Source organism: Halomonas alkalisoli (assembly GCF_021412585.1).
Classification (GTDB): domain Bacteria; phylum Pseudomonadota; class Gammaproteobacteria; order Pseudomonadales; family Halomonadaceae; genus Halomonas; species Halomonas alkalisoli.
Genome location: NZ_JAKCMI010000018.1, coordinates 73,483 through 95,120 on the forward strand (window position 1 = coordinate 73,483; position 21,638 = coordinate 95,120).

A 21,638-nucleotide genomic window follows, 5' to 3' on the forward strand; every position below is an offset into this window, starting at 1 on the left:
TGGCATCTCACGCGCGATTTGCTTAGAGTGCTGTGCTTCTCCACTGCCATGGCTACCCTTGGAGAAACCATCACCCAAGGAGAAACGGCCATGCACAGACACGTGGAATGGGATGACCCCGGCAGCGCCAGCGTGGCACGCCACTTCGAGCAAGATCCCACCGGGCGCTCCGACCCCGGGCCCGGCGACATTCTCTCGGCCCGCTACCAGGGCCTGGTGGTGCGCATCCGGGTCGACGCCTATGTCGATGGCACCAGCATCGGCGAGGTCGTGGCGTTGATCGACCCCGCTACCGGCGAGCGGCGCAAGCTTGTCGGCAAGCTGGCCAAGGGCGACATCGTGCGGCTGCCGGATGCAAGCCGCGCCTTCGAGCCCACCGGCGGTGAAAAGGACGATGATGACGAGGACCACACATGATCCGTGGCCCCCGTCATCAGCCGACCCCAACGCAACCTTAACGCAACACCCCTGGCCAGAACGCCGGGTTCTGACGCACAGTGTACGCGCCGTCACGCTCCACCTACCGGTGCGGTGACGGACGGCAACCCTAGAGGGCCCACAAGGCCACGACCCGATCCTCGGAACCACAATGAGCACGCACAACGTCTGGACACACAAGGGCACCTTTCTGCTGGCCGCGGTTGGCTCGGCAGTGGGGCTCGGCAATCTATGGCGCTTTCCCTACCTGGCCGGCGAAAACGGCGGCGGTGCCTTTATCCTGGTTTATGCGCTGACCATCTTCGCCGTCGGCATTCCCATCCTGATCGGCGAGACCATGCTCGGACGCAACAGCCGCCGCAGCCCCATCATGGGCATGCGTCACCTGACCAGGACGCACAACACCTCGCGAGCCTGGGAATCCATCGGCTGGCTGGGCGCCGCCTCGGCCTTCCTGATCCTGAGCTTCTATTCGGTCATCGCCGGCTGGGCGATCCACTACACCGGCCAGATGTTCACCGGCTCGCTGGTCGGCGCCGACGCCGACACCATCGCTGCCAGCTTCGACGCCCTGCTGGCCTCCCCGGGGCTGCTCACCCTCTACCACACTCTGTTCATCATTGCCTCGGGGTTGATCGTCGGCCTGGGCATTCACAGGGGGCTCGAGAACGGCCTGCGCATCATGATGCCGTCGCTGTTCGTGATCCTGCTGGTGGTGCTTGGCTACGGTATCGCCAACGGTGACTTCGGGGCCGCGGTCAGCTTCCTGTTCACCTTCGATATCGGCGCCCTGAGTCTCGAAGGCTGGCTGCAGGCGATGGGCCAGTCGTTCTTCACCCTGAGCCTCGGCATGGGCGCGATCATGGCCTACGGCGCCTATATGTCCAGCGAGGTCTCGCTGACCCGCACCGCCTTTGCCATCGCCATCGTCGACACCGCCGTGGCCATGGTTGCCGGCCTTGCCATCTTCTCGCTGGTGTTCGGCGCCGGCCTCGATGCCGCAGCCGGCCCCGGGCTGATGTTCGTGTCACTGCCGCTGGCGTTCGCCGAGATGCCGTTCGGCGCCCTGGTGGGTGGGGTCTTCTTCATCCTGGTGCTGGGTGCGGCGATCAGTTCCTCGATCTCGCTGATCGAGCCGGTGGCCGCCTTCCTGGTCGAGCGCTTCGACCTGACCCGTCCCCAGGCGGTATTCGGCATGGTGACGGCAAGCTGGGCCATGGGCCTGCTCACCGTGGTGAGCTTCAATATCTGGGCCGAGGGGACGATCTTCCATGCCCTGTTCGGCCGCAGCGCCTTCGACTTCATCGAGCTGCTGACCAATATCTTCATGCCGCTGGGCGGGCTGCTGATCGCACTGTTCGCCGGCTGGGCGTTGACCCACGCCGAGGTCATGAAGGAGATGCGCACCAGCGAGACATGGTTCACTATCTGGCGCTTCCTGGTGCGCTTCGTCGCCCCGGCGGCGGTGGCCTTCGTCTTCCTGCGCAGCATTCCGCAGATCGAGGGCTACCTGATCCCCACCGTGGGCGCCCTGGTGATCGTCGGCGCCTTTGCCGCCAGCCGCACCTTCCTGGCCGACAGCAGCCAGGAGACGTAACGCAGGCAGCCGCCGCCCCCGGGCGGCGGCCTCACTATTCAGCGTGTCACCGCAAGCTGCCCTCAGGCTCTGCGGGGCACCATAACAAGACTCCGGAAGCCATCGGACTCCGGAAAAAACGGGGCGTAACCAACATGCCAGCCATTATCGACGTCAGGCACGTCCACAAGGCCTTCGGTGGCCTGAAGGTCATCAACGACTGCTCCATCCAGGTGGAGGAAGGCTCCATCACCGGACTGATCGGCCCCAACGGGGCCGGCAAGTCCACCCTGTTCAACATCATTGCCGGCGCCCTGCCGCTGGACAGCGGCCAGGTCCTGTTCGACGGCGAGGACATCACCAACCGTCCGGCCAACGAGCTGTTCCACAAGGGGCTGCTGCGCACCTTCCAGATCGCCCACGAGTTCTCCCAGATGACCGCGCTGGAGAACCTGATGATGGTGCCACCCCAGCAGGCCGGCGAGGGCCTCTTCAGCGCCTGGCTGAAGCCGGGGATGGTACGCAGCCAGGAGGCCGAGGTGCGCCGCCGCGCCCGGGAGGTGATCGACTTCATCGGCCTGCACCACGTGCGCAACGAGCTGGCCGGCAACCTCTCCGGCGGCCAGAAGAAGCTCCTCGAACTGGGTCGCACCATGATGACCGATGCCCGGGTGGTGCTGCTCGACGAGATCGCCGCCGGGGTCAACCGCACCCTGCTGGGCGACCTGGTCAGCAATATCGAGCGGCTCAACCGCGAGATGGGCTACACCTTCCTGGTCATCGAGCACGACATGGACATGATCGCCCGACTGTGCGACCCGGTGATCGTGCTGGCCCAGGGCAGCGTGATGGTCGAAGGCACCATCGAGGAAATCCGGAACAACCCGCAGGTGATCGAGGCCTACTTCGGTTCCAACGTAGCCTGAACCACTGCCCGACCCGCCTGGTTTACAAGAAGATGGGTTACAAGAAGAACAGCAACGACTAGCGCAGAGAAACCAAGATGCCACTACTCGAAGCACGCGACGTGCACGGCGGCTATGGCGGCATGAACATCCTCAACGGGGTGAACATGACCATCGAGGCCGACGAGATCGGCGTGATCGTCGGCCCCAACGGCGCCGGCAAGTCGACCATGCTCAAGGCCATATTCGGCCTGCTTACCGTCAGCCAGGGCGAGATCCTGCTGCGCGGCGAGCCGATCCACAACCTGCCGCCCCACAAGCTGGTCCAGAGGGGCATGGGGTTCATTCCCCAGGAGAAGAACGTTTTCCCCAGCCTCACGGTGAAGGAAAACCTGGAGATGGGGGCCTTCCTCAAGCCCAACAGCGTCAAGCGCATGCTCGACAAGGTCTACGGCTTCTTCCCGCCGCTGCACGAGAAGCGCCATCAGCCCGCCGGCGAGCTCTCCGGCGGCCAGCGCCAGATGGTGGCCATGGGCCGGGCGCTGATGGCCGAGCCCGAGGTGCTGCTGCTCGACGAGCCCACCGCCGGCCTCTCCCCGCTCTACATGAACGAGATCTTCGAGCGGGTGAAGGAGATCAATGCCGCGGGTGTCGGCATCCTGATGGTGGAACAGAACGCCAAGCAGGCGCTCGCCATCGCCGACAAGGGTTTCGTGCTGGCCGCCGGCCAGAACCGTTTCACCGATACCGGCGCAGCGCTGCTAGCCGACCCGGACGTCGCCAAGAGCTTCCTCGGCGGCTAGCCCAGCCAGTACCTGGAGAACAATGACGTGAATGAACTGGTCTTCTTCATCAACAACGTGGTGGTCGCCGGCAGCGTGACCGGCTCGATCTACGCCATCGGCGCCATCGGCGTGACGCTGGTGTTCAGCATCATGCGCTTCGCCCACTTCGCCCACGCCGACATGATGACCTTCGGCGCCTTCATGGTGCTGCTGCTGACCATGGCCTTCCCGGGGGCCGGTGCCGTGGTCGGCCTGCCCACCGCGGTGGTCATGCTGCCGCTGGCCATGGCGCTTACCGCGCTGCTGGCCGTGGGCATCGACAAGGCGTTCTACAAGCCGCTGCGGGCCCACGGGGTCAAGCCCATCGTGCTGGTCATCGCATCCCTTGGCGTCACCCTGATCCTGCAGGGCCTGATCCGCCTGTTCGCCGGCACCAGCTCCCAGAGCCTCTATATCGCCGAGCGCAAGGAGATCTATCGGCTGGACCTGCCCTTCGAACTGGCCACGCGGCCGATCATCGTCACCGAGCCGCAGATCATCCTCTTCATCCTCACCATCGCCGCGGTGGTGGGTCTGCACCTGTTCCTCAACCGCTCGCGGCTGGGCAAGGCGATGCGCGCCATGTCCGACAACCCCGACCTGGCCCGCGCCTCGGGGATCAACACCAACACCATCGTGGCGGTGACCTGGGTGATCGCCGGGGGCCTGGCGGCCGTTGCCGGCACCCTGCTGTCGCTGGACGTGACCTTCAAGCCCGACCTCAGCTTCTTCCTGCTGCTGCCGATCTTCGCCGCGGCCATCGTCGGCGGCGTGGGCCACCCCTACGGCGCCATCGCCGGTGGCTTCGTGGTCGGCTTCGCCGAGACCCTGGCGGTGTTCAACTGGACGGTGCTGCTGCGGCCCATCGCCCACCACTTCCCGGAGTGGCTGGATCTGCCCCGCAACCTCGCCTTCGTCGGCACCGAGTACAAGATCGTGGTGCCCTTCTTCATCCTGGTGGCCATCCTGGTGTGGCGCCCCACCGGCATCTTCAAGGGTAAGGTGATCTGATGACTACGAATCGTCCCGACACCGTCGCCGCGCCGTCGCGCTTCCCGGTACGCGAGGTCGTTCTCTTCGCCGCCCTGCTGGTGGCCATCCTGGGCGTCTACATGGTCATGGGCACCGCCTACAGCACTCGCATGCTGGTGGAGGCCTCCTGCTATGCCATCCTGGCCCTGGGCCTCACCATCCAGTGGGGCTATGCCGGCCAGTTCAATGCCGGCGTCATGGGCTTCGTCGCCATCGGCGGCTTCTCCGCGATGTTCTTCAGCGTACCGGTCAACGACGACTTCTGGGGCACCGAGCTCCCCGGTGAGCTGGGCCGCGTACTGCTCTACCTGGTGGCAGCGGTCGTGCTGGTGATCGGCGCCACCCGGCTCGACCGCATCGGCGTGCCGAAGAAGCTGCGCACGGTGATCGCCGTGATCCTGGCGGTGGTGCTCTACCTGATCGTCATCAGCATGCTGCGCGGGGTCACCAGCGAGATCCAGTCCCGGGCCGGCTTCGTCGGCGGCCTGGGCCTGCCGGCCTGGACCGGCTGGATCGTCGGCGGTGCCCTGGCCGGCGGTATCGGCTATTACATCGGCCGCATCTGCCTGGGCCTGCGCAGCGACTACCTGGCCATCGCCACCCTGGGCATCGCCGAGATCATCAAGGCCTTCCTCAAGAACTCCGACTGGCTGACCCGTGGCACCGCCACCGTTTCCCCGCTGCCCTGGCCCACCCCGGGACCTGCCGAGCTGGGCTTCACCCTGGCCCGGGCGGTCTACCTGTCGGTGACGGCGGTGATGATCGCGGTGATCTTCTTCCTGCTGCACCGCGCCTACCATGCCCCCTGGGGCCGCATGATCCGCGCCATCCGCGACAACGAGGTTTCTGCCGCGGCCATGGGCAAGGACATCAACAAGCGGCGCCTGGAGATCTTCGTGCTGGGCTGTGTCCTGATGGGCATCGGCGGCGGCGCGCTGGCCTCGTTCAACAGCCTGTTCGACCCCCAGGGCTACCTGCCGCTCAACCACACCTTCCTGGTGCTGGTGATGGTGATTCTCGGCGGCCCCGGCAACAACCTGGGCACCATCTTCGGCGCCGTGGCGGTCTATATCATCTGGCTGATGTCCGAGCCGCTGGCGCTGTTCCTGATGAACCTGGCGGTGATGTTCGGCGAAGGCGTCTTCGGCTGGGAGCCCCCCGGCAACCTCTCCAGCCGGGCACTGCAGGCCCGGGTGCTGGTGATCGGCCTGTTGATCACCCTGGTGCTGCGCTTCGCCCCCAAGGGGTTGTTACCGGAGAAAGTCAGGCATCATGGCTGAGGCCACACCCTGGCCAGCACGAGAAAGCCCCGGCGGGATAATCCCGCCGGGGCTTTTCATTGCCGCATTGCGCTAGCGTCTTAGAGGTCGACCTGCCCCTTGCCGACGAAGGCGCCGCCTTCCACCACCATCTCGACCACGACGCCGGGCACGTCGCCGGCCTCGTCGAACTCATGGCGGCCGGACGCACCCTCGTAGTTGATCTCGGTACCGGCGGCGATCAGCTCCACGGCCTTCTCCCACTCGCCGGGCAGGATCACTTCGCCGGGCTCGCTGGAGACGCTGCGCAGTGCCGCGGACAATCCTTCACGCTCGGCGCTGCCGTTCTGCTCGATGGCCAGCGCCAGCAGGAAGGCGGCGTCGTAGGCCTGGGCGGCGAAGACCGCGCTGGGGTCGAAGCCCGCTTCCTCGGCGGCCTGGTTGAAGAGCTCGGTACCCGGCAGGTCCGGGCTGCCCGGGCGGGTGGCGATCATGCCCTCGAGGACATCGGCACCCACCGCCTCGACCAGCCTGTCGCCGACCATGCCGTCGGCGCCGGCATACTGGGTGAACATGCCGCTCTCGTAGGCCTGGCGCAGCACGGTCTGGCCGGAGCCATCGGCGTAGGCCAGCACCACCAGCGTCTCGGCACCGCTGCCGGAGAGCGAGCCCAGCTCGGAGCGGTAGTCGGCGCGGCCATCCTCGTGGGCCAGGTTCTCGGCGACGACACCGCCGCCGGCCTCGAAGGCCTCGACGAAGGCATCGGCCAGGCCGCGGCCATAGTCGTTGTTGACGAAGGTCACCGCGACCTCATCGAAGCCCTTGTCGAGCATCAGCTTGGCCAGGATCTGGCCCTGGAAGGCATCCGACGGCACGGTACGGAAGACCAGGTCGTTGTCGTCCAGCTCGGAGACCGCCGGCGCCGTGGAGGCCGGCGACACCATCACCACGCCGCCAGGGATGCCGGCATTGTTGGCCGCCGCAATGGTCGCCCCGGTACAGAGTGCACCCACGATGGCGGTGACCTGCTCGGTGTTGACCATGCGGTCCGCCGCATTGGAGGCCGCCGAGGCGTCGCTGCAGGTGGTATCCGCACTGGGCATCGTCAGGGTCTGGCCGCCCAGGATGCCCCCCTGCTCATTGATCTGCTGGACCGCCAGCTGGGCACCGTCGAAGATCGGCGGTGTCAGGCTCTCGATCGGGCCCGTGAAGCCACCCAGGAAACCGATCTTCACTTCAGCCTGCGCCGCACCGACGAATGCCAGGCTGGATGCTGCAACGGCCATCGCCAAAACGCGTTTTTTCATGGTTGTTCTTCTCACTCTGGTTGCGAAAAAAGTGCACCCTCTAAATCTGGAAGGATCGGCGCCAAAACACAAGTCCCACTGCCAACGTAAGCGACAATCGATATGCCGCCAACCCCCTGATCGCAAGGGGGAATCGCCGCCAGATCGATAGGGCACAATTCAACGTTGGCGGCACGCTGCCGCCCGGCGTGCCTATACTGAGGGATCCGAACCACGCCCACCCGACAGGAGGCCCGCCATGTGGCCCGCACCCTCTTCCCTCCTGGCAGGCAGCCTGCCGCTACTGGTCGGTCTTGGCCTTGCCACCAGCGCCCACGCCTTCACCCCGTCCGGCAGCGATATCGTCTATGACGTCGACGACGAAAGCTTCGAAGGCTATCTCGCCACCGCCGACGGCGAATCCCGCGGCACGGTACTGATCATTCATGACTGGAACGGCCTGGACGACTACGAACGCCAACGTGCCGACATGCTCGCCGCCGAGGGCTACGACGCCTTCGCCGTCGACCTCTTCGGCCAGGGCAACCGCCCCGAGTCGACCGAGGACCGCCAGGCCGCCACCCGTGCGCTCTACAGCGACCGCGAACGCATGCGAAGCCTGACCCTGGCCGGCCTGGCCGAAGCGCGGGAGCAGGGTGCCGCCGAGACGGCCGTGATCATGGGCTACTGCTTCGGTGGCGCCGTGGCCCTGGAGATCGCCCGCTCCGGCGAGGCCGACGCCATCGCCGGCTACACCAGCTTTCACGGCAGCCTCGGCACACCGGAAGAGCAGACGTGGCCCGCCGACGTCCCGCAGCTGCTGATCGCCCACGGCGGTGCCGACAGCTCCGTCACCATGGGCGATGTCGCCACCCTGGCCGAAGAGCTGGAAGCCGTGGAGGCCACCTACGAGATCCAGGTCTACTCCGGCGCCCCCCACGGCTTCACCGTGTTCGGCGACGACAGCTACCGGGAGCGCGCCGACGAGCGCTCCTGGTCCGCCTTCCTGGATCTGCTCGAGGAGGTACTGTGACCCAACCCAGCCACGCCCTGGCCGTGACCCGGCTCTCCGGCAGTCGGCATGACATCGGCACTGGCCATGGCCGCATTCACGCCCGTCTCATTCAGCACAGCCTGGCGGTCTACGCCCAGCTGTTTCACGACTTCGTCGGCATCCGCTGGGAAGAGGCCCGCCAGGAAGCCGTGCGCTTCCAGGCCATGATCGAGCGGGGGTTTCCCGCCATCCTCGAGGAGATGGCAGGCATCGCCGAAGGCGCCGGGGTCGATGTCACCGACATCCTCACCCTCAACTGCCGCAGCGAGATCGCACTGACCCGCGCCAGCGGCGGCTGCTCGGCCTTCTCGCTGCAGCGCCAGGGCCGCCAGTGGCTGGCCCAGAACTGGGACTGGCGCACCGACCAGTTGCACAACGTGGTGGTCCTGCACATCGAGGGTACCGGCACCGTGCCGCTGGTCAGCGTCGGCGAAGCGGGCATGGTCGGCAAGGTGGGCATGAACGCCAACGGTATCGGCGTATGCCTCAACGCCATCCGCTCGCAGACCTGCGGCGACGGGCTGCCGATCCACGTGGCGCTGCGCAAGATACTGGAAAGCCCCGACTGGGAGAGCGCCCTGGACGTGGCCCGTAACGACCGGGTCTGCTCACCGGCCCACTTCCTGCTCGCCGCAGGCGACGGCCGGGCCATGGGCCTGGAGGTGCAGCCCGGCGAGCCCGGCCGGCTCAGGCCGCAGGACGGCATCATCACCCACACCAACCACCTCTACGCCGCCGGCTGCCAGGTCCAGGACTTCCCCCGCATCGACTCGCAGCCCCGGCTGCAGCGGCTCGACACCCTGCTGCACGACGAACTGGCCGCCGACAGCGACGTGGACGAAGCCACCCTGTTCGACATCCTCAGCGACCACCACAACGCCCCGCTGTCGATCTGCCGCCACTTCAACCCCGACCAGCCCCCCGACGAACGCATGGAAACCCTGTTCGCCGTGGTCATGGAGCTAGGCGAACGCCGCCTGACCCTGCGCCACGGCAAGCCCTGCGAAACCACCGATAGCCTGACCCTCTCCCTGGCCTGAGCCCCCCATTCTGAGGCTACCTTGCCGCGCCTGGCTCCGCGAATGAGAGCGGTGAAAGGAAGAAGTGAGCGCCATGGCCGTGCCCCTGGAAGAGGTCCACCTGGGCTCCGAGACCGGCGACTTCGAACGAGTAAACAGCAATGGCGCGGCCTACCTCGACGCCGCCCAGACGCTGATGCCGTAAACCCGCCGCCGATGGCGCCGCCGACACCTTCAGCCGGCGAGCGCTTCCTCCACCAGCCCCTTCGCCTCATCGCTCATCGGCAGCTCCAGCGCCAGCTCATGGGCCCTCGGCGACATCTTCTTCCAGGTCATCTGCACGATACGGATCAGATGATCGTGGTCGATCTGCTTCGAGAAATCGGCGAAGTAGTTCTCCAGGAACACCAGGCAAGCGCAATCCTCCACCGCCTGGGTGCCCTCGTCGCGGCCCAGGCCCTGCTTGCGGACCATCTGCGCCACCCGCGCCGCATCCTCCGGCGAATAGCCGCACGCCTCCATCACCCGCGCCGTCGTCTCGCCGGCCCGCTTACCCTGGTCACGCCGCCAGGTCAGATACCCCACCCGGCCCTCCGGATACTCACTGCGCGGCACCTGCCAGCGCTGCATATGCTGCGAACGCACCGCCAGCTGCGTCAGCTCATCCGCCGCCGGCACCACCCGCTCCAGCCAGGCACTCATGCGCCCCGCATGCCACAGCTCCATCGGCAGCGACTCCCCCTCGACCTCCACCCGGCGAGGATCCTCCGCATGCAAGGCATCGAGCTCGGCGATGGTGCGCTGAAACGGCGTTTGATCTGACATGGAGAAGTCCTTGCAAGTCATTATTGCCACAGCATACCGCATACGCGCATGTCGCCGATAATCCCGATAGGTCGCGGAAACCCTTCGCAAATCAGCTTGTAAGACACTGAAACTCAACTAACTTAGGATAGATGACTAACACCACGGAGAGGTAAGCCTATGAAACCTATTATTTTGAGCCTTCTTGTCTCCCTGCTGACCCTCGGCGTCGCCCACGCCGAAGAAGAGCAGGAAAACGAGCTCGTCGAGCAGCTCGAAGCAACTCAGGGCCAACCGATGGATACTCTGCAAGAGGCCATGGATGCCCTGGAGCTACGCAACGACCTGCTCGGCGTGCTGCTCGACAAGGAGGATCTAACCGACGGCGACCTGGCCATTATCCAGCAGCTCACCGACACCATCGAGAACGCGCTGGCGAAGATCGATGAAGAACTCGACATCATGCGGGATCGTGTGCAGGAAGTTCGCGAAGGCGCCGACGGCCAGGATCAGCAACGCGTGCGCGAGAGCGGTAAAGAATACCTGGAGCGGATCAAGACGCTGATGCAATAAGGCAGGGGAATCCGCTTGCCACCAGCAGGCCGTCTGACGACCCGGCGGGGACCTCCGCCGGGTCATTCGATGATGACGATGGCCGTTTCGTCGCCCGCAAGCCAACAGCAGGAACCCCATCGACCCGTGGGCCAAAATCGTTAATTCAGCCCTACATAAGAAAAATACGCTGTTGGAGGTAGCTTTAGCTCGCGACCGCGGTGTTGTTAGACCTGGCGATGAACGCCAACAGCAGCGCTCCCCACCGCCGCACCCCATGGCCAAGACACGGCGGTAAACGGAACGCCCCTAGCCGCCTTCCATCTACATAAGAAAAATACATTGTTGGAGGTAGCTTTAGCTCGCGACCGCGGTGTTGCCTAACCTTGATGATGAACACCAACAGCACCGTCTCTCACTCAGGTTGCTCAATGCACATGCTTCTACTGCACGGCCTTGAGCCACGCACCTGCATGGCCGGATTGTCACCTCCTGTCCCTACGGTAGGGACACTGGTTGAGCCCACCCAACGTATCTGAGCTGCCTGGGCGGCAGCGCACCTGACGACCTTCCCGACACCGCATGCCCAGCGCCGCTTTACCTGGAGGACATGGGAACACCGACTGGTTGGAGCGCTGGTAGTCAGCGTGAGATATGGGAGACGGGAAATAAGAACCCCCGCGTAAGCTCGTAAGAACCAAGAGGCGGGGGCCGTGTTGGAGACGATACTAGGAGGCTGCCACCAAATGAGCAAGCGCTCTGGCCTCGCAACCGATGGTGGCTGTTGCTAACTAGCAGCCCCCCACCTTGCGATCCCCCTCCCGCCCTCGGCATGATGACAGGCACTGCCCCTGCCACCCACAAGGATTCCCATGTCGACTCTCTTTGATCGCCTGAAGGACGTTGCCTCGCCCCCCATCGGCCTGGGTTGCATGAACCTCTCCCATGGCTACGGCAGCCCCGTACCCGAGTCCGAGGCAATTCGTGCCCTGGATGAGGCCTTCGACATGGGCTATCGCCACTTCGATACCGCGACGCTTTACGGGGCGACGGCCAACGAGAAGGTGGTGGGCCAGGCCCTGGCGGACAAGCGCGACCAGGTGATGCTGGCCAGCAAGTGCGGCATGGCCATCGACCCGGAACTGGGCAAGCGGGTGATCGATGGTCGCCCCGAGACGCTAAAGCGACAGTGCGAGGCGAGCCTTAAGCGCCTGCGCACCGATCACCTGGACCTCTACTACCTGCATCGCCTGGATCCCCGGGTGCCCATCGAGGAGAGCGTGGGTGCGCTGGGACGGCTGGTGGATGAGGGCAAGATCGGCGCCATCGGGCTCTCCGAGATATCCGCGGCCACCCTGCGCCGCGCGGTGGCCGAGCGCCCCATCGCGGCGGTGCAGTCGGAGTATTCCCTGTGGACCCGCAACCCCGAGATCGCGCTGATCGCGGCCTGTCGGGAGGCTGGCACGGCGCTGGTGGCCTTCAGCCCCCTGGGCAGGGGCTTTCTGGCAGGCGCCGTCAGGGATCCTGAACGCCTGGAGGAGAACGACATGCGGCGAGGCCTGCCGCGCTTCAGCGCCGAGAACCTGCCGCGCAACCTGCGCCAGCTGGAGAAGCTCGAGGCCCTGGCCGAGGAGCTGGGCGTGACCACCGGCCAGCTAGCCCTGGCCTGGCTCAGGGCCAAGGGGGACGACGTGATACCGATTCCCGGCTCCCGCTCGATTGCCCACATGCGCGAGAACCTGGCGGCGGGAACGCTCGACCTGGACTCGGCGACCGTCGCCCGGCTGGACGCCATGATGACCCCGGACCAGGTAGCCGGCGACCGCTACAGTGCGGAGCAACAGGCGGATGTCGATACCGAGGAATTCGAGCCGCAGGATTAGTCGAGGAGTGGCAGGGCCCTGCTGGCCAGGCTCACACCACTTCCGCCACTTCGTCGAACGTCAACCGCGGGCCCCGGGGGCGCAGGCTCTCGGGGTCGCCGATGCCCAGGTTGACCAGGAAGTTGCTCCTGTAGCGGCCATCGGGGAAGAACTCGGCGTCGACCATGGCGTTGTCGAAGCCGCTCATGGGCCCCACGTCGAGCCCCAGCATGCGGGCGGCGATCATCAGGTAGGCGCCCTGCAGGGTGCCGTTGCGCCAGGCCGTTTCGCTGGCCGTCTCGGGATTGGCCCCGAAGCGCTCCCGTGCGTTGGGCGAACTGGGAAACAGCGTCGGCAGGTGTTCGTGAAAGCGGGTGTCGGTGGCCACGATCACGGTGGTGCCGGCCTGGTAGGCCTTGTCGCGATTGGCTTCGGAAAGCGCCGGCAGCAGCCGCGACTTGGCCTCGACGCTGGTCACGAACACATAGCGCGACGGCTGGCAGTTCATGGAGGTCGGGCCCCATTTCAGCAGGTCGTAGAGACGGCGCAGGAGTGCCTCGTCGATGGGCTCATTGCGAAAGCCGTAGTGGGTACGCGCTTCACGGAAGACAACATCGAGCGCGGTATCGTCGAGCGGCGGTCGCATTAGGTTCTCCAGATGACATATTCTTAGACTCTACGGTATCGCTTCATGCCGGTCACTGTCGGCAGCTCGGCTTTGGTCGAAAAAATTTCTGTCCATGCCTATGGAGATGTCCATGTCCTCGTCACGCCTGCTTGCCTGCCTGGTCGCTGCGCTGTTGGCCAGCCTCGCCCCCCTCGCCGCCGCCCAGGAATTCCAGGGCTACGAAGACGCCCTGGCCCGGGGCGAACGGCACGCCAACTATTGGCAATACGGCTGGGCGGGGGTGTATGCCACCACCCTGGCGGTGAACGCCTATCAGGCCAGCGAGTCGAGCAGCCGCGACGACCGCTATGACGCCCGAGTTGGCGTGGTGAAGTCGGCCCTGGCGCTGGGCGGCACCCTGATGGACCGCCAACCGCACCCTCAGGCCTACCGCGAGCTGCGTGACGGCGATCAGGATATCGACAGGGCCCGGCGGCTGATGCAGTCGGTAGCCGAGGAGGAGCGTCGCCGCCGCAGCCTGGAAGCCCGGCTGGGTTCGCTGGCCGTGAACGCGGCCTCGGGGCTGCTGATCGGTGTGGGGGACGGGCGCGGACGCGACGGGGCGATCAACTTCGCCACCGGCATGCTGATCAGCGAACTGCAGCTGCAGACCCAACCGCGCCAGGCCACGGTGGCGATCAACCGCTTCCAGCCGGCCCGGGTGTCGGTGGGTGACATGCACCTGAACGGCGAATACGCCCTGCTGGTGACGCCCAACCAGGTCGGGGTGGCGCTGCGCTACTGATTCACGCCGAGCCAGGGCGAGAGGACCTCGCCCGCGGCTTGCCGTTGGACTGCCTTTCAGACGGAGTTCCTTGTACATCAACGCCGGACTCATTATTGTTATGTTATAACATATTCTAGAATATCCCATTTTACCATCTCTAGAGAGCCCGATGATCGATTCACTACTCTGGTGGGTCACCTCGCCGCTGGACTACGCCTTCATGCGCCGAGCGCTGGTGGCCTGCCTGGCGCTGTCGCTGACCGCCCCCATCCTCGGGGTATTGCTGATGCTTCGCGGCATGAGCCTGATGGGCGAGGCGCTCTCCCATGCGATTCTGCCCGGCGTGGCGGTGGCCTTCATGCTGGCGGGCTTCTCGCTGCCGTTGATGATGCTGGGTGGCGTGGCGGCGGGGCTTGTCACCGTGGCCACGGCCAGCAGCGTGACCCTGTTCAGCGGCCTGAAGGAGGACGCGGCCATGGCCAGCCTGTTTCTCGTGGCCATGGCCGCCGGGGTCATGATCATTTCGCTCTCGGGCAGCGCCCTGGACCTGGGGCATGTGCTGTTTGGTTCGATACTCGCCGTCGACGGCCGCACCCTGCTGCTGGTCTGCCTGGTCAGCAGCCTGGTTCTGGTTGGCCTGGCCATCAGCTTCCGGGCACTGGTGATGGAGTGCCTGGACCCGCAGTTCCTGACGCTTCAGGGCAGGCACGCCGGCTGGACCCATGGGCTGTTCATGTGCCTGGTGGTGCTCAGCCTGGTGGTGGGCTTCCAGTCCCTGGGTACGCTGATGGCCGCCGGCCTGATGCTGCTGCCGGCGGCCACGGCGCGCTACTGGAGCCGGCGCCTGGAGGGAATGATCGCCATCGCCATCGGCTGGGCAGTGACCTGTAGTGTCACGGGGCTGCTGGTTTCCTATCACGCCGGGCTGCCCACCGGGCCCACCATCGTGCTGCTGACGGGGGCGGGCTATGCGCTCTCCGTGCTGGTCGGGCCCTGCAATGGAATGCTGGCTCGCCAGCGCACGCCGCACCGGGTCTTGAGTCACGAAAAACGGTGAGCCCCCTCCCCGCCGGCCGGCACATTTGTTATGTTATATCCTAGTTAATCTTATCGCGCCGAGAGGCCAACCCATGGCACATCGCTCACGTTCGCATCGACACCGCCAGGAAGGGCCTTGCCATTTCTCGCTGATGTCGCTTTCCGCCACGCGCCGCCTGCTGCTGGCCACCGCGCCGCTGGCCGCGCTCTGGCTGGCCGTCTCCTGGGCGGCAGGGTGGTGGGGCTGATGGAGCAGGAACCCAACTCCCGGCTGCAGCTGCACAACCTGCAGCTGGCCCAGGCCAACCGCACCGTACTCGAGCATGTGGACGGTCGCTTTCGCGACGGCGCCATCACCGCGCTGGTCGGCGCCAACGGCACCGGCAAGAGCACGCTGATCCAGGGGATCATGGGCATGCTCAAGCCGGTGGCCGGCCGCGTGGCGTGCTCGGTGCCCAGGGAGCGCCGCGCCTGGCTGCCACAGCAGCTGGCACTGGACCTCACCTTCCCCATGAGCGTGGAAGAGCTGGTCATGACCGGCAGCTGGCCGAGCCACGGAGCGCTCACCGGGTACTGCGCCCGCCACTATCGCCGCGGCCGCGAGGTCATGGCTCGCCTGGGTATTTCGCACCTGGCGCACCGCCCGCTGGGTGAACTCTCCGGCGGCCAGCGCCAGCGCGCCCTGATCGGCCGTACCCTGATGCAGGAAGCGGAGCTGCTGCTGCTCGACGAGCCCTTCGCCAACGTCGATAGCGAAACCGTGGACGTGCTGATGACGGTGCTTCGCGACATGGCCGCCAGCGGCGCCACCCTGATCGTGGTGCTGCACGACATGGAGCAGCTCTCGCGTCTGGCCGACGAGGTCGTGGTGCTGGCCAACGGCCACGCCCACTGGACCTCGCCCCAGGCGATTCTCGAGGGCCAGGCCCCCATTGCCGGCACCGCCCGGCTGACGCTGGGTATCCCGGGGGTCAGCACATGCTAGCGCTGCTCTACGAGTGGCTGATCGCTCCCTTCGATTACGGCTTCATGCGGCGCGCCGCGGTGGGCGGCCTGGCCCTGTCGCTGGCGGCGCCCCCCATGGGGGTGTTCCTGATGCTGCGGGGCATGAGCCTGATCGGCGATGCCATGGCCCATGCCATCTTGCCCGGTGTTGCGCTGGGCTTCCTGCTCGCCGGCTTCTCGCTGCCGATCATGAGCCTTGGCGGCGTACTCTCGGGACTGCTGGTAGCCATGCTGGCGGGTAGCGTGTCCCAGATGACCGGCCACCGGGAAGACTCCGCCATGGCCAGCTTCTTCCTGATTTCGCTGGCGGCCGGGGTGATGCTCGTCTCGCTGGGCGGCAGCAGCGTCGACCTGACCCATGTGCTGTTCGGTTCGATCCTCGCCGTGAACACCACCGCCCTGATCCTGATCGCGGCGATCAGCAGCGTGATCGTGATCACCCTGGCGCTCATCTTCCGCGCCCTGGTGGTGGAGTGCCTCGACCCGCTGTTCCTGCGCGGCCAGGGCATGCATGGCGGCCTGGTTCACGGCATCTTCCTCGGCCTGGTGGTGCTCAACCTGACCGCCGGTTTCCAGACCCTGGGCACCTTGATGGCAGTGGGCCTGATGATGCTGCCGGCCACCACCGCGCGCTTCTGGAGCAAGCGCCTGGAAGGCCTGATCGGCATCGCCATCGTGCTGGCCATGATCGCCAGTACCGGCGGGCTGCTGCTGTCGTATCACCTCAGCATTCCCTCGGGTCCTGCCATCATCCTGCTGGCCGGCGTGGGCTACATGCTCTCCGCCCTGTTCGGCCGCCACCACAGCCTGACTGCGCGACTGCGCCGACGCGCGGCACCGCTGGGGGCTCCCGAGCCTCACTGACCGCCGCATAGACACCGACAACAAACCAAGGAGTACTGCATGCGTACCATCAAGCCCTCCGCCCTGGTGATTGGCGCCACGGCCATGCTCGCCCTGCCGGCTGCCTTCGCCGCCGAACGCGTACAGGTCGTTACCAGCTTCAGCATCCTGGCCGACATGGTGGAGAACGTGGGCGGCGAGCACGTCGAGGTGACCTCGCTGGTCGGCCCCGACAGTGACGCCCACGTCTTCTCACCCAGCCCGCGCGACGCCCGCGACCTGGCCGATGCGGACCTGGTGGTATTCAACGGCCTGCTCTTCGAAGGCTGGATGGAGCGCCTGATCGATTCCAGCGATTACGCCGGCCCGCTGGTGACGGCTACCGACGGTATCGACAAGCTCGACTACCATGGCCACGACCATGACAAGGCACATGGCCATGACGATCATGATGACCATGACGACCATGGACACGATCATGACGACCATGGGCACGACCATGACGATCATGACGATCACGGCCACGACGACCATGGGCATGACGACCATGGGCACGATCATGAGGATCACGGCCACGACGACCATGGGCACGATCATGACGACCACGGCCACGATGACCACGACCATGCGCATGGCGAACAAGATCCCCATGGCTGGCAGGATCTCGCCATGGGCCAGGTCTATGTCGGCAATATTCTCGAAGGGCTGATCGAGGCGGACCCGGACAACGAGGCCGCCTACCGCGAGAACGCCGAGCGCTACATCAACGAGATGCAGGCCACCGATGACGAGATTCGTCAGCTGATCGGTGAGATTCCCGCCTCCACCAGCGTGATCACCGGCCACGACTCCTTCGGTTACTTCGCCAACGCCTACGGCATCCGCTTCCTCTCACCGGTGGGTCTCTCCACCGAAGCCGAGCCCAGCGCCGCCGACATGGCGCGGTTGATCGACGTGATTCGCGAGCAGAACGTCAGGGCACTGTTCCACGAGAACATGACCAGCCCGGCGATCATCAACCAGCTGTCGGAGGAGACTGGCCTGCCCATCGCCGGCACCCTCTATGCCGACGCCCTGGCCGCCGAAGGCGACGCGAGCACCTACCTCGGCATGATGCGTCACAATGCCCAGGTGCTGCATGACGCCCTGGCCGAACCCAGCCATGATGACCACGACGACGATCACGGGCATGGCCATAGCCATTGACCGGACGGTACCGAGCGCGCCGCTAGCGGCTGCGTAATCCACAGCGGGGGCGCCAATGCGCCCCCGCTGCTTGCATGGCCTTGCTGGCCCCATTCCTGCCTTTCAAACAGCGGCTTGCCCCCTGCCGCCCGCCACGTTTTTCCAAAGAAAACCTGGCATGATCTGTATCGCCCAGCCTCCCCCGCTACAGCGCCCTCCCTCTCGCGGCACTCTCCATCCTGCTGATTTCAATAGAACATCTTTAAATGAAGCCAAGCTAGCCACGGACACCACCCCTAGGACCAAAGTCTTAGCTCTTTCAAGCCATCTGATAATTGGCACGAAATGCAAAAAGTGTGGCGCGATGCGTAAAACCGCAGCGTGAGTTTCCTCCTACCATGAAACAGCGCCGGATCGGCCGGAATGGAGCCATCCACAGCCAGCCAACACCTTACGCACAAAAGTTCACACGAAAATACACAGGTTATCCACAGCTTGAATCCAGCGCCGTCGATTACCGGCGGCTCGTACAACAACAACGCACAAGGCAACAGAATGCACGCTACCCACCGCTTCGCCATGGGCGCACTCGCCGCCTCCGTCATGCTCGCCGGCCACGCCGGTGCTGCCGAGATCACCGACAACGAGATTCGCATCGGCTACCTGGCCGACATGTCGGGCCCTTACCGCGACCCCATCGGCCCCCAGGGGCTGGATGCCATCGAAATGGCCATCGAGGACGTCGGCGGCAGCGTAGCCGGTGCCGATGTCGTGGTATTCAGCGCCGACGACCGCAACAGCCCCGACGTGGGCTCGAGCATCGTGCGCGAATGGATCGACGAGCGAAACATCGACATGGTCACCGGGCTGGTCGCCTCATCGGTCACACTTGCCGCGGTCAAGCTGCTGGAGGAGGAGAACCGCCTCGGGCTGGTCAACGGTGCCGTCTCCTCCGGGGTCACCAACGAGAGCTGTTCGCCCAACCATATCCACTGGGTCTACGACACCTGGGCCATGTCCAACGGTACCGCCAAGGCGATCACCCAGGAGGGCAACGCCAGCTGGTACCTGCTCAGCGCCGATTACTCCTTCGGCCACGCCCTGGAAGGTGACGTGGAGCGCGTCGTCACCGAGAACGGCGGCACCATCGTGGGCAAGGCGCGACACCCCTTCCCCACCAGCGATTTCTCGTCGTTCCTGCTGCAGGCCCAGGCATCGGGCGCCGACGTGATCGCGCTCAACAACGCCGGCGCCGACACCGTCAACGCCATCGCCACCGCCGGTGAATTCGGCATCACCCAGGCGGGGCAGATACTCGCCGGCATGGTGCTGTTCAGTACCGACGTGCGCAGCATCGGGCTCGAGGCCGCCCAGGGGCTTCAGTTCACCAAGGCGTGGTATTACGACCTGAATGACGAGACCCGCGCCTGGGCCGAGCGTTTCCGCGAACGCACCGGCAGCATGCCGACCATGGTTCATGCCGGGCTCTACTCCAGCACGCTGCACTATCTCCAGGCCATCGACGCCATCGGCACCGACGAGGCCCAGGCGGTGCGCCAGCAGATGGCCGAAACCCCGATCAACGATATCTTCGCCACCGATGGCTATATCCGCGAGGACGGCCGCATGGTCCACGACATGTACCTGGTGGAGGTGAAGTCGCCGGAAGAGTCGCAGGACGAGGACGACCTGTTCCGGATCGTGCGTACCATCCCGGCCGAGGAAGCCTTCCGCCCACTGTCAGCGAGCCAGTGCCACCTGGTTAACAACGATGCCTGAGCGCCGTGACCGGAGACGTGACATGAGCGTTTCTCGCCCTGGTTCACCGCCGCGTGCCAGCACCTCCCTGCTATGGGTGCTCTGCGCCGATGAATCGCCCATGCCCCCGGCTGAAGCCGGGGGAAGCGCCGAGGCATCGTCACGACGGCCGAGCCGGCCAGCCCCAGCCGACGTTTCGATACGACCCACGATGCCTGATAGCTCCAGGAACCGATGAACATGACAACGACAACACCATCACGCATCCAGCAGAACACCATCGGTGCCGCCCTGAGCCGCAGCGCCCGCAAGCACCCCACCAGGCTGGCGCTGGCCTTCGATGAGCGCCGCTGGCACTACGCCGAACTCGACCGGGCGGTGAACCGGGTCGCCAACCGGCTCCTCGCGGCGGGCCTTTCTCCCGGCGACCGCCTGGCGGTGTACGGCAAGAATTCCGACGCCTATGTGATCGCCTGGCTGGCTGCCACCCGCGCCGGCCTGGTGCACGTGCCGATCAACTTCGCCCTGAGCGCCGACGAGCTGCGCTATATCCTCGAGCAGTCCGGCGCGGCCGGGCTGCTCAGCGACCGGAGCCTGGCCGACAACGTGACAAGTGCGAGCGAAGGGCTCGGACTCACGCTTTCGGGCACCCTGCATGCCACGGATCAGGAAAGCTTCGACGTGCTGCAGCTGGCCCTCGACAGAGACAGTGCCGAGAGCGACGACAGCGAGCCGGACGTGGCCGTGGAAGGGGCCAGCCTGGCCCAGTTGCTCTATACCTCGGGCACCACCGCGGCACCCAAGGCGGCGATGATGACCCACCAGGCGCTGCTCGCCGAGTACATGGCCTGCATGGTGGAGCTCGACATCAAGGGCGACGAGCCGATGCTGGCGGCCCTGCCGCTCTATCACTCGGCGCAGATGCATGTGTTCCTGATGCCGGCCATGCTGCTCGGCGCCCCGGTGCACCTGCGCGAAGCGCCGCTGCCCGACGACTGCCTGACGCAGATCGCCAGTGAAGGCATCGTCTCCTTCTTCGCCCCGCCCACGGTGTGGATCAGCCTGCTGCGCCACCCCGACTTCGACAGCCACGATCTGAACCGACTGAAGAAGGCGTATTACGGTGCCTCGATCATGCCGGTATCGGTGGTGGAAGAACTGCAGCAGCGCATTCCCGGCGTGGGGCTCTACAACTGCTACGGCCAGAGCGAGATCGCCCCGCTGGCCACCGTGCTGCGCCCCGAGGAGCATGCGGCACGGCCGGCCTCGGCGGGTCGCCCCATCCTCACGGTGGAGACGCGCATCGTCGACCTGGAGATGAACGACGTGGCACCCGGCGAGCACGGCGAGATCGTGCACCGCTCGCCCCAGCTGCTCACCGGTTACTGGGACAAGCCGGAGATGACCGAGGAGGCCTTCGCCGGCGGCTGGTTCCACTCCGGCGACGTGGGCTACTTCGACGAGGGGGGCTATCTCTACATCGTCGACCGCATCAAGGACGTCATCAATACCGGCGGGATCGTGGTGGCCAGCCGCGAGGTCGAGGAAGCCCTCTTCAAGCACCCTGCCGTCTCCGAAGTGGCCGTGGTGGGCCTGCCCGATGCCAAGTGGATCGAGGCGATCACCGCCGTGGTGGTGCTAAAGGAGGGGTTTGACGTGAGCGAGGAGGCGCTGATCGCCCACGCCAGGGGCCTGATGGCGCCCTACAAGGTGCCCAAGTGGATCCTCTTCGCCGGCGCCCTGCCCAAGAGCACCGCGGGCAAGATCCTCAAGCGCCAACTGAGAAAGGAGCTTCACGCCTGAC

Annotated in this window: 22 protein-coding genes; 19 read left to right on the forward strand and 3 right to left on the reverse strand. The window is 65.6% G+C overall.

Translation table 11 applies throughout. The annotated features are described in order from the left end of the window. Positions 1-90: 90 nt before the first annotated feature. The 6 genes from LY622_RS05565 to LY622_RS05590 all read left to right on the forward strand — a co-directional run bounded on the left by LY622_RS05565 (position 91) and on the right by LY622_RS05590 (position 6,055). The gene (locus tag LY622_RS05565; protein ID WP_234289977.1) at positions 91-417 is read left to right on the forward strand and encodes a hypothetical protein; all 327 of its coding nucleotides are present in this window, start codon (positions 91-93) and stop codon (positions 415-417) included. A gap of 172 nt (positions 418-589) precedes the next feature. Further along, entirely contained in the window at positions 590-2,035 is a 1,446-nt protein-coding gene (locus tag LY622_RS05570) for a sodium-dependent transporter (protein WP_234289978.1), read from the forward strand. A 134-nt stretch (positions 2,036-2,169) separates the two neighbouring features. Then, entirely contained in the window at positions 2,170-2,940 is a 771-nt protein-coding gene (locus tag LY622_RS05575; RefSeq protein ID WP_234289979.1) for an ABC transporter ATP-binding protein, read from the forward strand. Between the two features lie 77 nt (positions 2,941-3,017). Beyond that, positions 3,018-3,722, forward strand: coding sequence for an ABC transporter ATP-binding protein (locus LY622_RS05580; protein ID WP_234289980.1), 705 nt, complete (start codon positions 3,018-3,020; stop codon positions 3,720-3,722). A gap of 27 nt (positions 3,723-3,749) precedes the next feature. Then, positions 3,750-4,754 carry a branched-chain amino acid ABC transporter permease gene (locus tag LY622_RS05585; RefSeq protein WP_234289981.1) on the forward strand — a complete coding sequence of 335 codons (1,005 nt, stop codon included), beginning with the start codon at positions 3,750-3,752 and terminating at the stop codon, positions 4,752-4,754. Beyond that, a complete protein-coding gene (locus tag LY622_RS05590) occupies positions 4,754-6,055 on the forward strand; it encodes a branched-chain amino acid ABC transporter permease (RefSeq protein ID WP_234289982.1) in 1,302 nt (433 codons plus the stop codon). The genes LY622_RS05585 and LY622_RS05590 overlap by 1 nt, the downstream gene beginning before the upstream one ends. 80 nt (positions 6,056-6,135) lie before the next feature. Here LY622_RS05590 and LY622_RS05595 read toward each other — a convergent pair whose 3' ends face one another. Then, positions 6,136-7,341: an ABC transporter substrate-binding protein gene (locus tag LY622_RS05595; protein WP_234289983.1), complete on the reverse strand. Its 1,206-nt coding sequence runs from the start codon at positions 7,339-7,341 to the stop codon at positions 6,136-6,138. Between the two features lie 238 nt (positions 7,342-7,579). Here LY622_RS05595 and LY622_RS05600 point away from each other — a divergent pair, with 238 nt between their 5' ends. The 3 genes from LY622_RS05600 to LY622_RS22635 all read left to right on the forward strand — a co-directional run bounded on the left by LY622_RS05600 (position 7,580) and on the right by LY622_RS22635 (position 9,598). Further along, positions 7,580-8,353 (forward strand): dienelactone hydrolase family protein, encoded by a 774-nt coding sequence (locus tag LY622_RS05600; protein ID WP_234289984.1) that lies wholly within the window; start codon positions 7,580-7,582, stop codon positions 8,351-8,353. Beyond that, positions 8,350-9,414 (forward strand): C45 family autoproteolytic acyltransferase/hydrolase, encoded by a 1,065-nt coding sequence (locus LY622_RS05605; protein ID WP_234289985.1) that lies wholly within the window; start codon positions 8,350-8,352, stop codon positions 9,412-9,414. Before LY622_RS05600 ends, LY622_RS05605 begins: the two co-directional genes overlap by 4 nt. Before the next feature lie 64 nt (positions 9,415-9,478). Then, positions 9,479-9,598, forward strand: a complete 120-nt coding sequence (locus LY622_RS22635; protein WP_369413774.1) for a DUF6746 family protein — start codon at positions 9,479-9,481, stop codon at positions 9,596-9,598. A 29-nt stretch (positions 9,599-9,627) separates the two neighbouring features. Here the strand turns inward: LY622_RS22635 and LY622_RS05610 are convergent, their stop codons facing one another. After that, positions 9,628-10,218 carry a DUF4202 domain-containing protein gene (locus LY622_RS05610; RefSeq protein WP_234289986.1) on the reverse strand — a complete coding sequence of 197 codons (591 nt, stop codon included), beginning with the start codon at positions 10,216-10,218 and terminating at the stop codon, positions 9,628-9,630. A 159-nt stretch (positions 10,219-10,377) separates the two neighbouring features. On the opposite strand from LY622_RS05610, the gene LY622_RS05615 reads away from it, so the two are divergent. After that, positions 10,378-10,770, forward strand: coding sequence for a DUF6746 family protein (locus tag LY622_RS05615; RefSeq protein WP_234289987.1), 393 nt, complete (start codon positions 10,378-10,380; stop codon positions 10,768-10,770). Between the two features lie 851 nt (positions 10,771-11,621). Further along, a complete protein-coding gene (locus LY622_RS05620) occupies positions 11,622-12,632 on the forward strand; it encodes an aldo/keto reductase (RefSeq protein ID WP_234289988.1) in 1,011 nt (336 codons plus the stop codon). A gap of 31 nt (positions 12,633-12,663) precedes the next feature. Here LY622_RS05620 and LY622_RS05625 read toward each other — a convergent pair whose 3' ends face one another. Beyond that, the gene (locus LY622_RS05625) at positions 12,664-13,257 is read right to left on the reverse strand and encodes a malonic semialdehyde reductase (RefSeq protein ID WP_234289989.1); all 594 of its coding nucleotides are present in this window, start codon (positions 13,255-13,257) and stop codon (positions 12,664-12,666) included. 112 nt (positions 13,258-13,369) lie between these two features. On the opposite strand from LY622_RS05625, the gene LY622_RS05630 reads away from it, so the two are divergent. The 8 genes from LY622_RS05630 (at position 13,370) to LY622_RS05665 (ending at position 21,637) form a co-directional block, all read left to right on the forward strand. After that, positions 13,370-14,023, forward strand: coding sequence for a hypothetical protein (locus LY622_RS05630; RefSeq protein ID WP_234289990.1), 654 nt, complete (start codon positions 13,370-13,372; stop codon positions 14,021-14,023). 151 nt (positions 14,024-14,174) lie between these two features. After that, a complete protein-coding gene (locus LY622_RS05635) occupies positions 14,175-15,062 on the forward strand; it encodes a metal ABC transporter permease (protein WP_234289991.1) in 888 nt (295 codons plus the stop codon). Positions 15,063-15,135: 73 nt separating this feature from the next. After that, on the forward strand, positions 15,136-15,291 hold the full coding sequence (locus tag LY622_RS05640) for a hypothetical protein (protein WP_181872823.1): 156 nt from the start codon (positions 15,136-15,138) through the stop codon (positions 15,289-15,291). After that, complete coding sequence (locus LY622_RS05645; protein WP_234289992.1) at positions 15,291-16,028, forward strand: metal ABC transporter ATP-binding protein; 738 nt, start codon at positions 15,291-15,293, stop codon at positions 16,026-16,028. The genes LY622_RS05640 and LY622_RS05645 overlap by 1 nt, the downstream gene beginning before the upstream one ends. Continuing rightward, positions 16,022-16,912: a metal ABC transporter permease gene (locus LY622_RS05650; RefSeq protein ID WP_234283341.1), complete on the forward strand. Its 891-nt coding sequence runs from the start codon at positions 16,022-16,024 to the stop codon at positions 16,910-16,912. The genes LY622_RS05645 and LY622_RS05650 overlap by 7 nt, the downstream gene beginning before the upstream one ends. A gap of 39 nt (positions 16,913-16,951) precedes the next feature. Further along, positions 16,952-18,097 carry a metal ABC transporter solute-binding protein, Zn/Mn family gene (locus LY622_RS05655; RefSeq protein ID WP_234289993.1) on the forward strand — a complete coding sequence of 382 codons (1,146 nt, stop codon included), beginning with the start codon at positions 16,952-16,954 and terminating at the stop codon, positions 18,095-18,097. Between the two features lie 534 nt (positions 18,098-18,631). Beyond that, positions 18,632-19,855 carry an ABC transporter substrate-binding protein gene (locus LY622_RS05660; RefSeq protein ID WP_439649577.1) on the forward strand — a complete coding sequence of 408 codons (1,224 nt, stop codon included), beginning with the start codon at positions 18,632-18,634 and terminating at the stop codon, positions 19,853-19,855. A gap of 213 nt (positions 19,856-20,068) precedes the next feature. Beyond that, entirely contained in the window at positions 20,069-21,637 is a 1,569-nt protein-coding gene (locus LY622_RS05665; protein WP_234289994.1) for a fatty acyl-CoA synthetase, read from the forward strand. Position 21,638: the final 1 nt, after the last annotated feature.

Bases quoted from the DNA above. Each gene is read 5' to 3' on its own strand.
- LY622_RS05595 (WP_234289983.1), bottom strand. From the start codon at position 7,341: ATGAAAAAACGCGTTTTGGCGATGGCCGTTGCAGCATCCAGCCTGGCA.
- LY622_RS05580 (WP_234289980.1), top strand. From the start codon at position 3,018: ATGCCACTACTCGAAGCACGCGACGTGCACGGCGGCTATGGCGGCATG.
- LY622_RS05620 (WP_234289988.1), top strand. From the start codon at position 11,622: ATGTCGACTCTCTTTGATCGCCTGAAGGACGTTGCCTCGCCCCCCATC.
- LY622_RS05570 (WP_234289978.1), top strand. From the start codon at position 590: ATGAGCACGCACAACGTCTGGACACACAAGGGCACCTTTCTGCTGGCC.
- LY622_RS05645 (WP_234289992.1), top strand. From the start codon at position 15,291: ATGGAGCAGGAACCCAACTCCCGGCTGCAGCTGCACAACCTGCAGCTG.
- LY622_RS05660 (WP_439649577.1), top strand. From the start codon at position 18,632: ATGCACGCTACCCACCGCTTCGCCATGGGCGCACTCGCCGCCTCCGTC.
- LY622_RS05635 (WP_234289991.1), top strand. From the start codon at position 14,175: ATGATCGATTCACTACTCTGGTGGGTCACCTCGCCGCTGGACTACGCC.
- LY622_RS05590 (WP_234289982.1), top strand. From the start codon at position 4,754: ATGACTACGAATCGTCCCGACACCGTCGCCGCGCCGTCGCGCTTCCCG.
- LY622_RS05625 (WP_234289989.1), bottom strand. From the start codon at position 13,257: ATGCGACCGCCGCTCGACGATACCGCGCTCGATGTTGTCTTCCGTGAA.
- LY622_RS05600 (WP_234289984.1), top strand. From the start codon at position 7,580: ATGTGGCCCGCACCCTCTTCCCTCCTGGCAGGCAGCCTGCCGCTACTG.
- LY622_RS05630 (WP_234289990.1), top strand. From the start codon at position 13,370: ATGTCCTCGTCACGCCTGCTTGCCTGCCTGGTCGCTGCGCTGTTGGCC.
- LY622_RS05575 (WP_234289979.1), top strand. From the start codon at position 2,170: ATGCCAGCCATTATCGACGTCAGGCACGTCCACAAGGCCTTCGGTGGC.
- LY622_RS05650 (WP_234283341.1), top strand. From the start codon at position 16,022: ATGCTAGCGCTGCTCTACGAGTGGCTGATCGCTCCCTTCGATTACGGC.
- LY622_RS05565 (WP_234289977.1), top strand. From the start codon at position 91: ATGCACAGACACGTGGAATGGGATGACCCCGGCAGCGCCAGCGTGGCA.
- LY622_RS05610 (WP_234289986.1), bottom strand. From the start codon at position 10,218: ATGTCAGATCAAACGCCGTTTCAGCGCACCATCGCCGAGCTCGATGCC.
- LY622_RS05615 (WP_234289987.1), top strand. From the start codon at position 10,378: ATGAAACCTATTATTTTGAGCCTTCTTGTCTCCCTGCTGACCCTCGGC.
- LY622_RS05665 (WP_234289994.1), top strand. From the start codon at position 20,069: ATGAACATGACAACGACAACACCATCACGCATCCAGCAGAACACCATC.
- LY622_RS05640 (WP_181872823.1), top strand. From the start codon at position 15,136: ATGGCACATCGCTCACGTTCGCATCGACACCGCCAGGAAGGGCCTTGC.
- LY622_RS05655 (WP_234289993.1), top strand. From the start codon at position 16,952: ATGCGTACCATCAAGCCCTCCGCCCTGGTGATTGGCGCCACGGCCATG.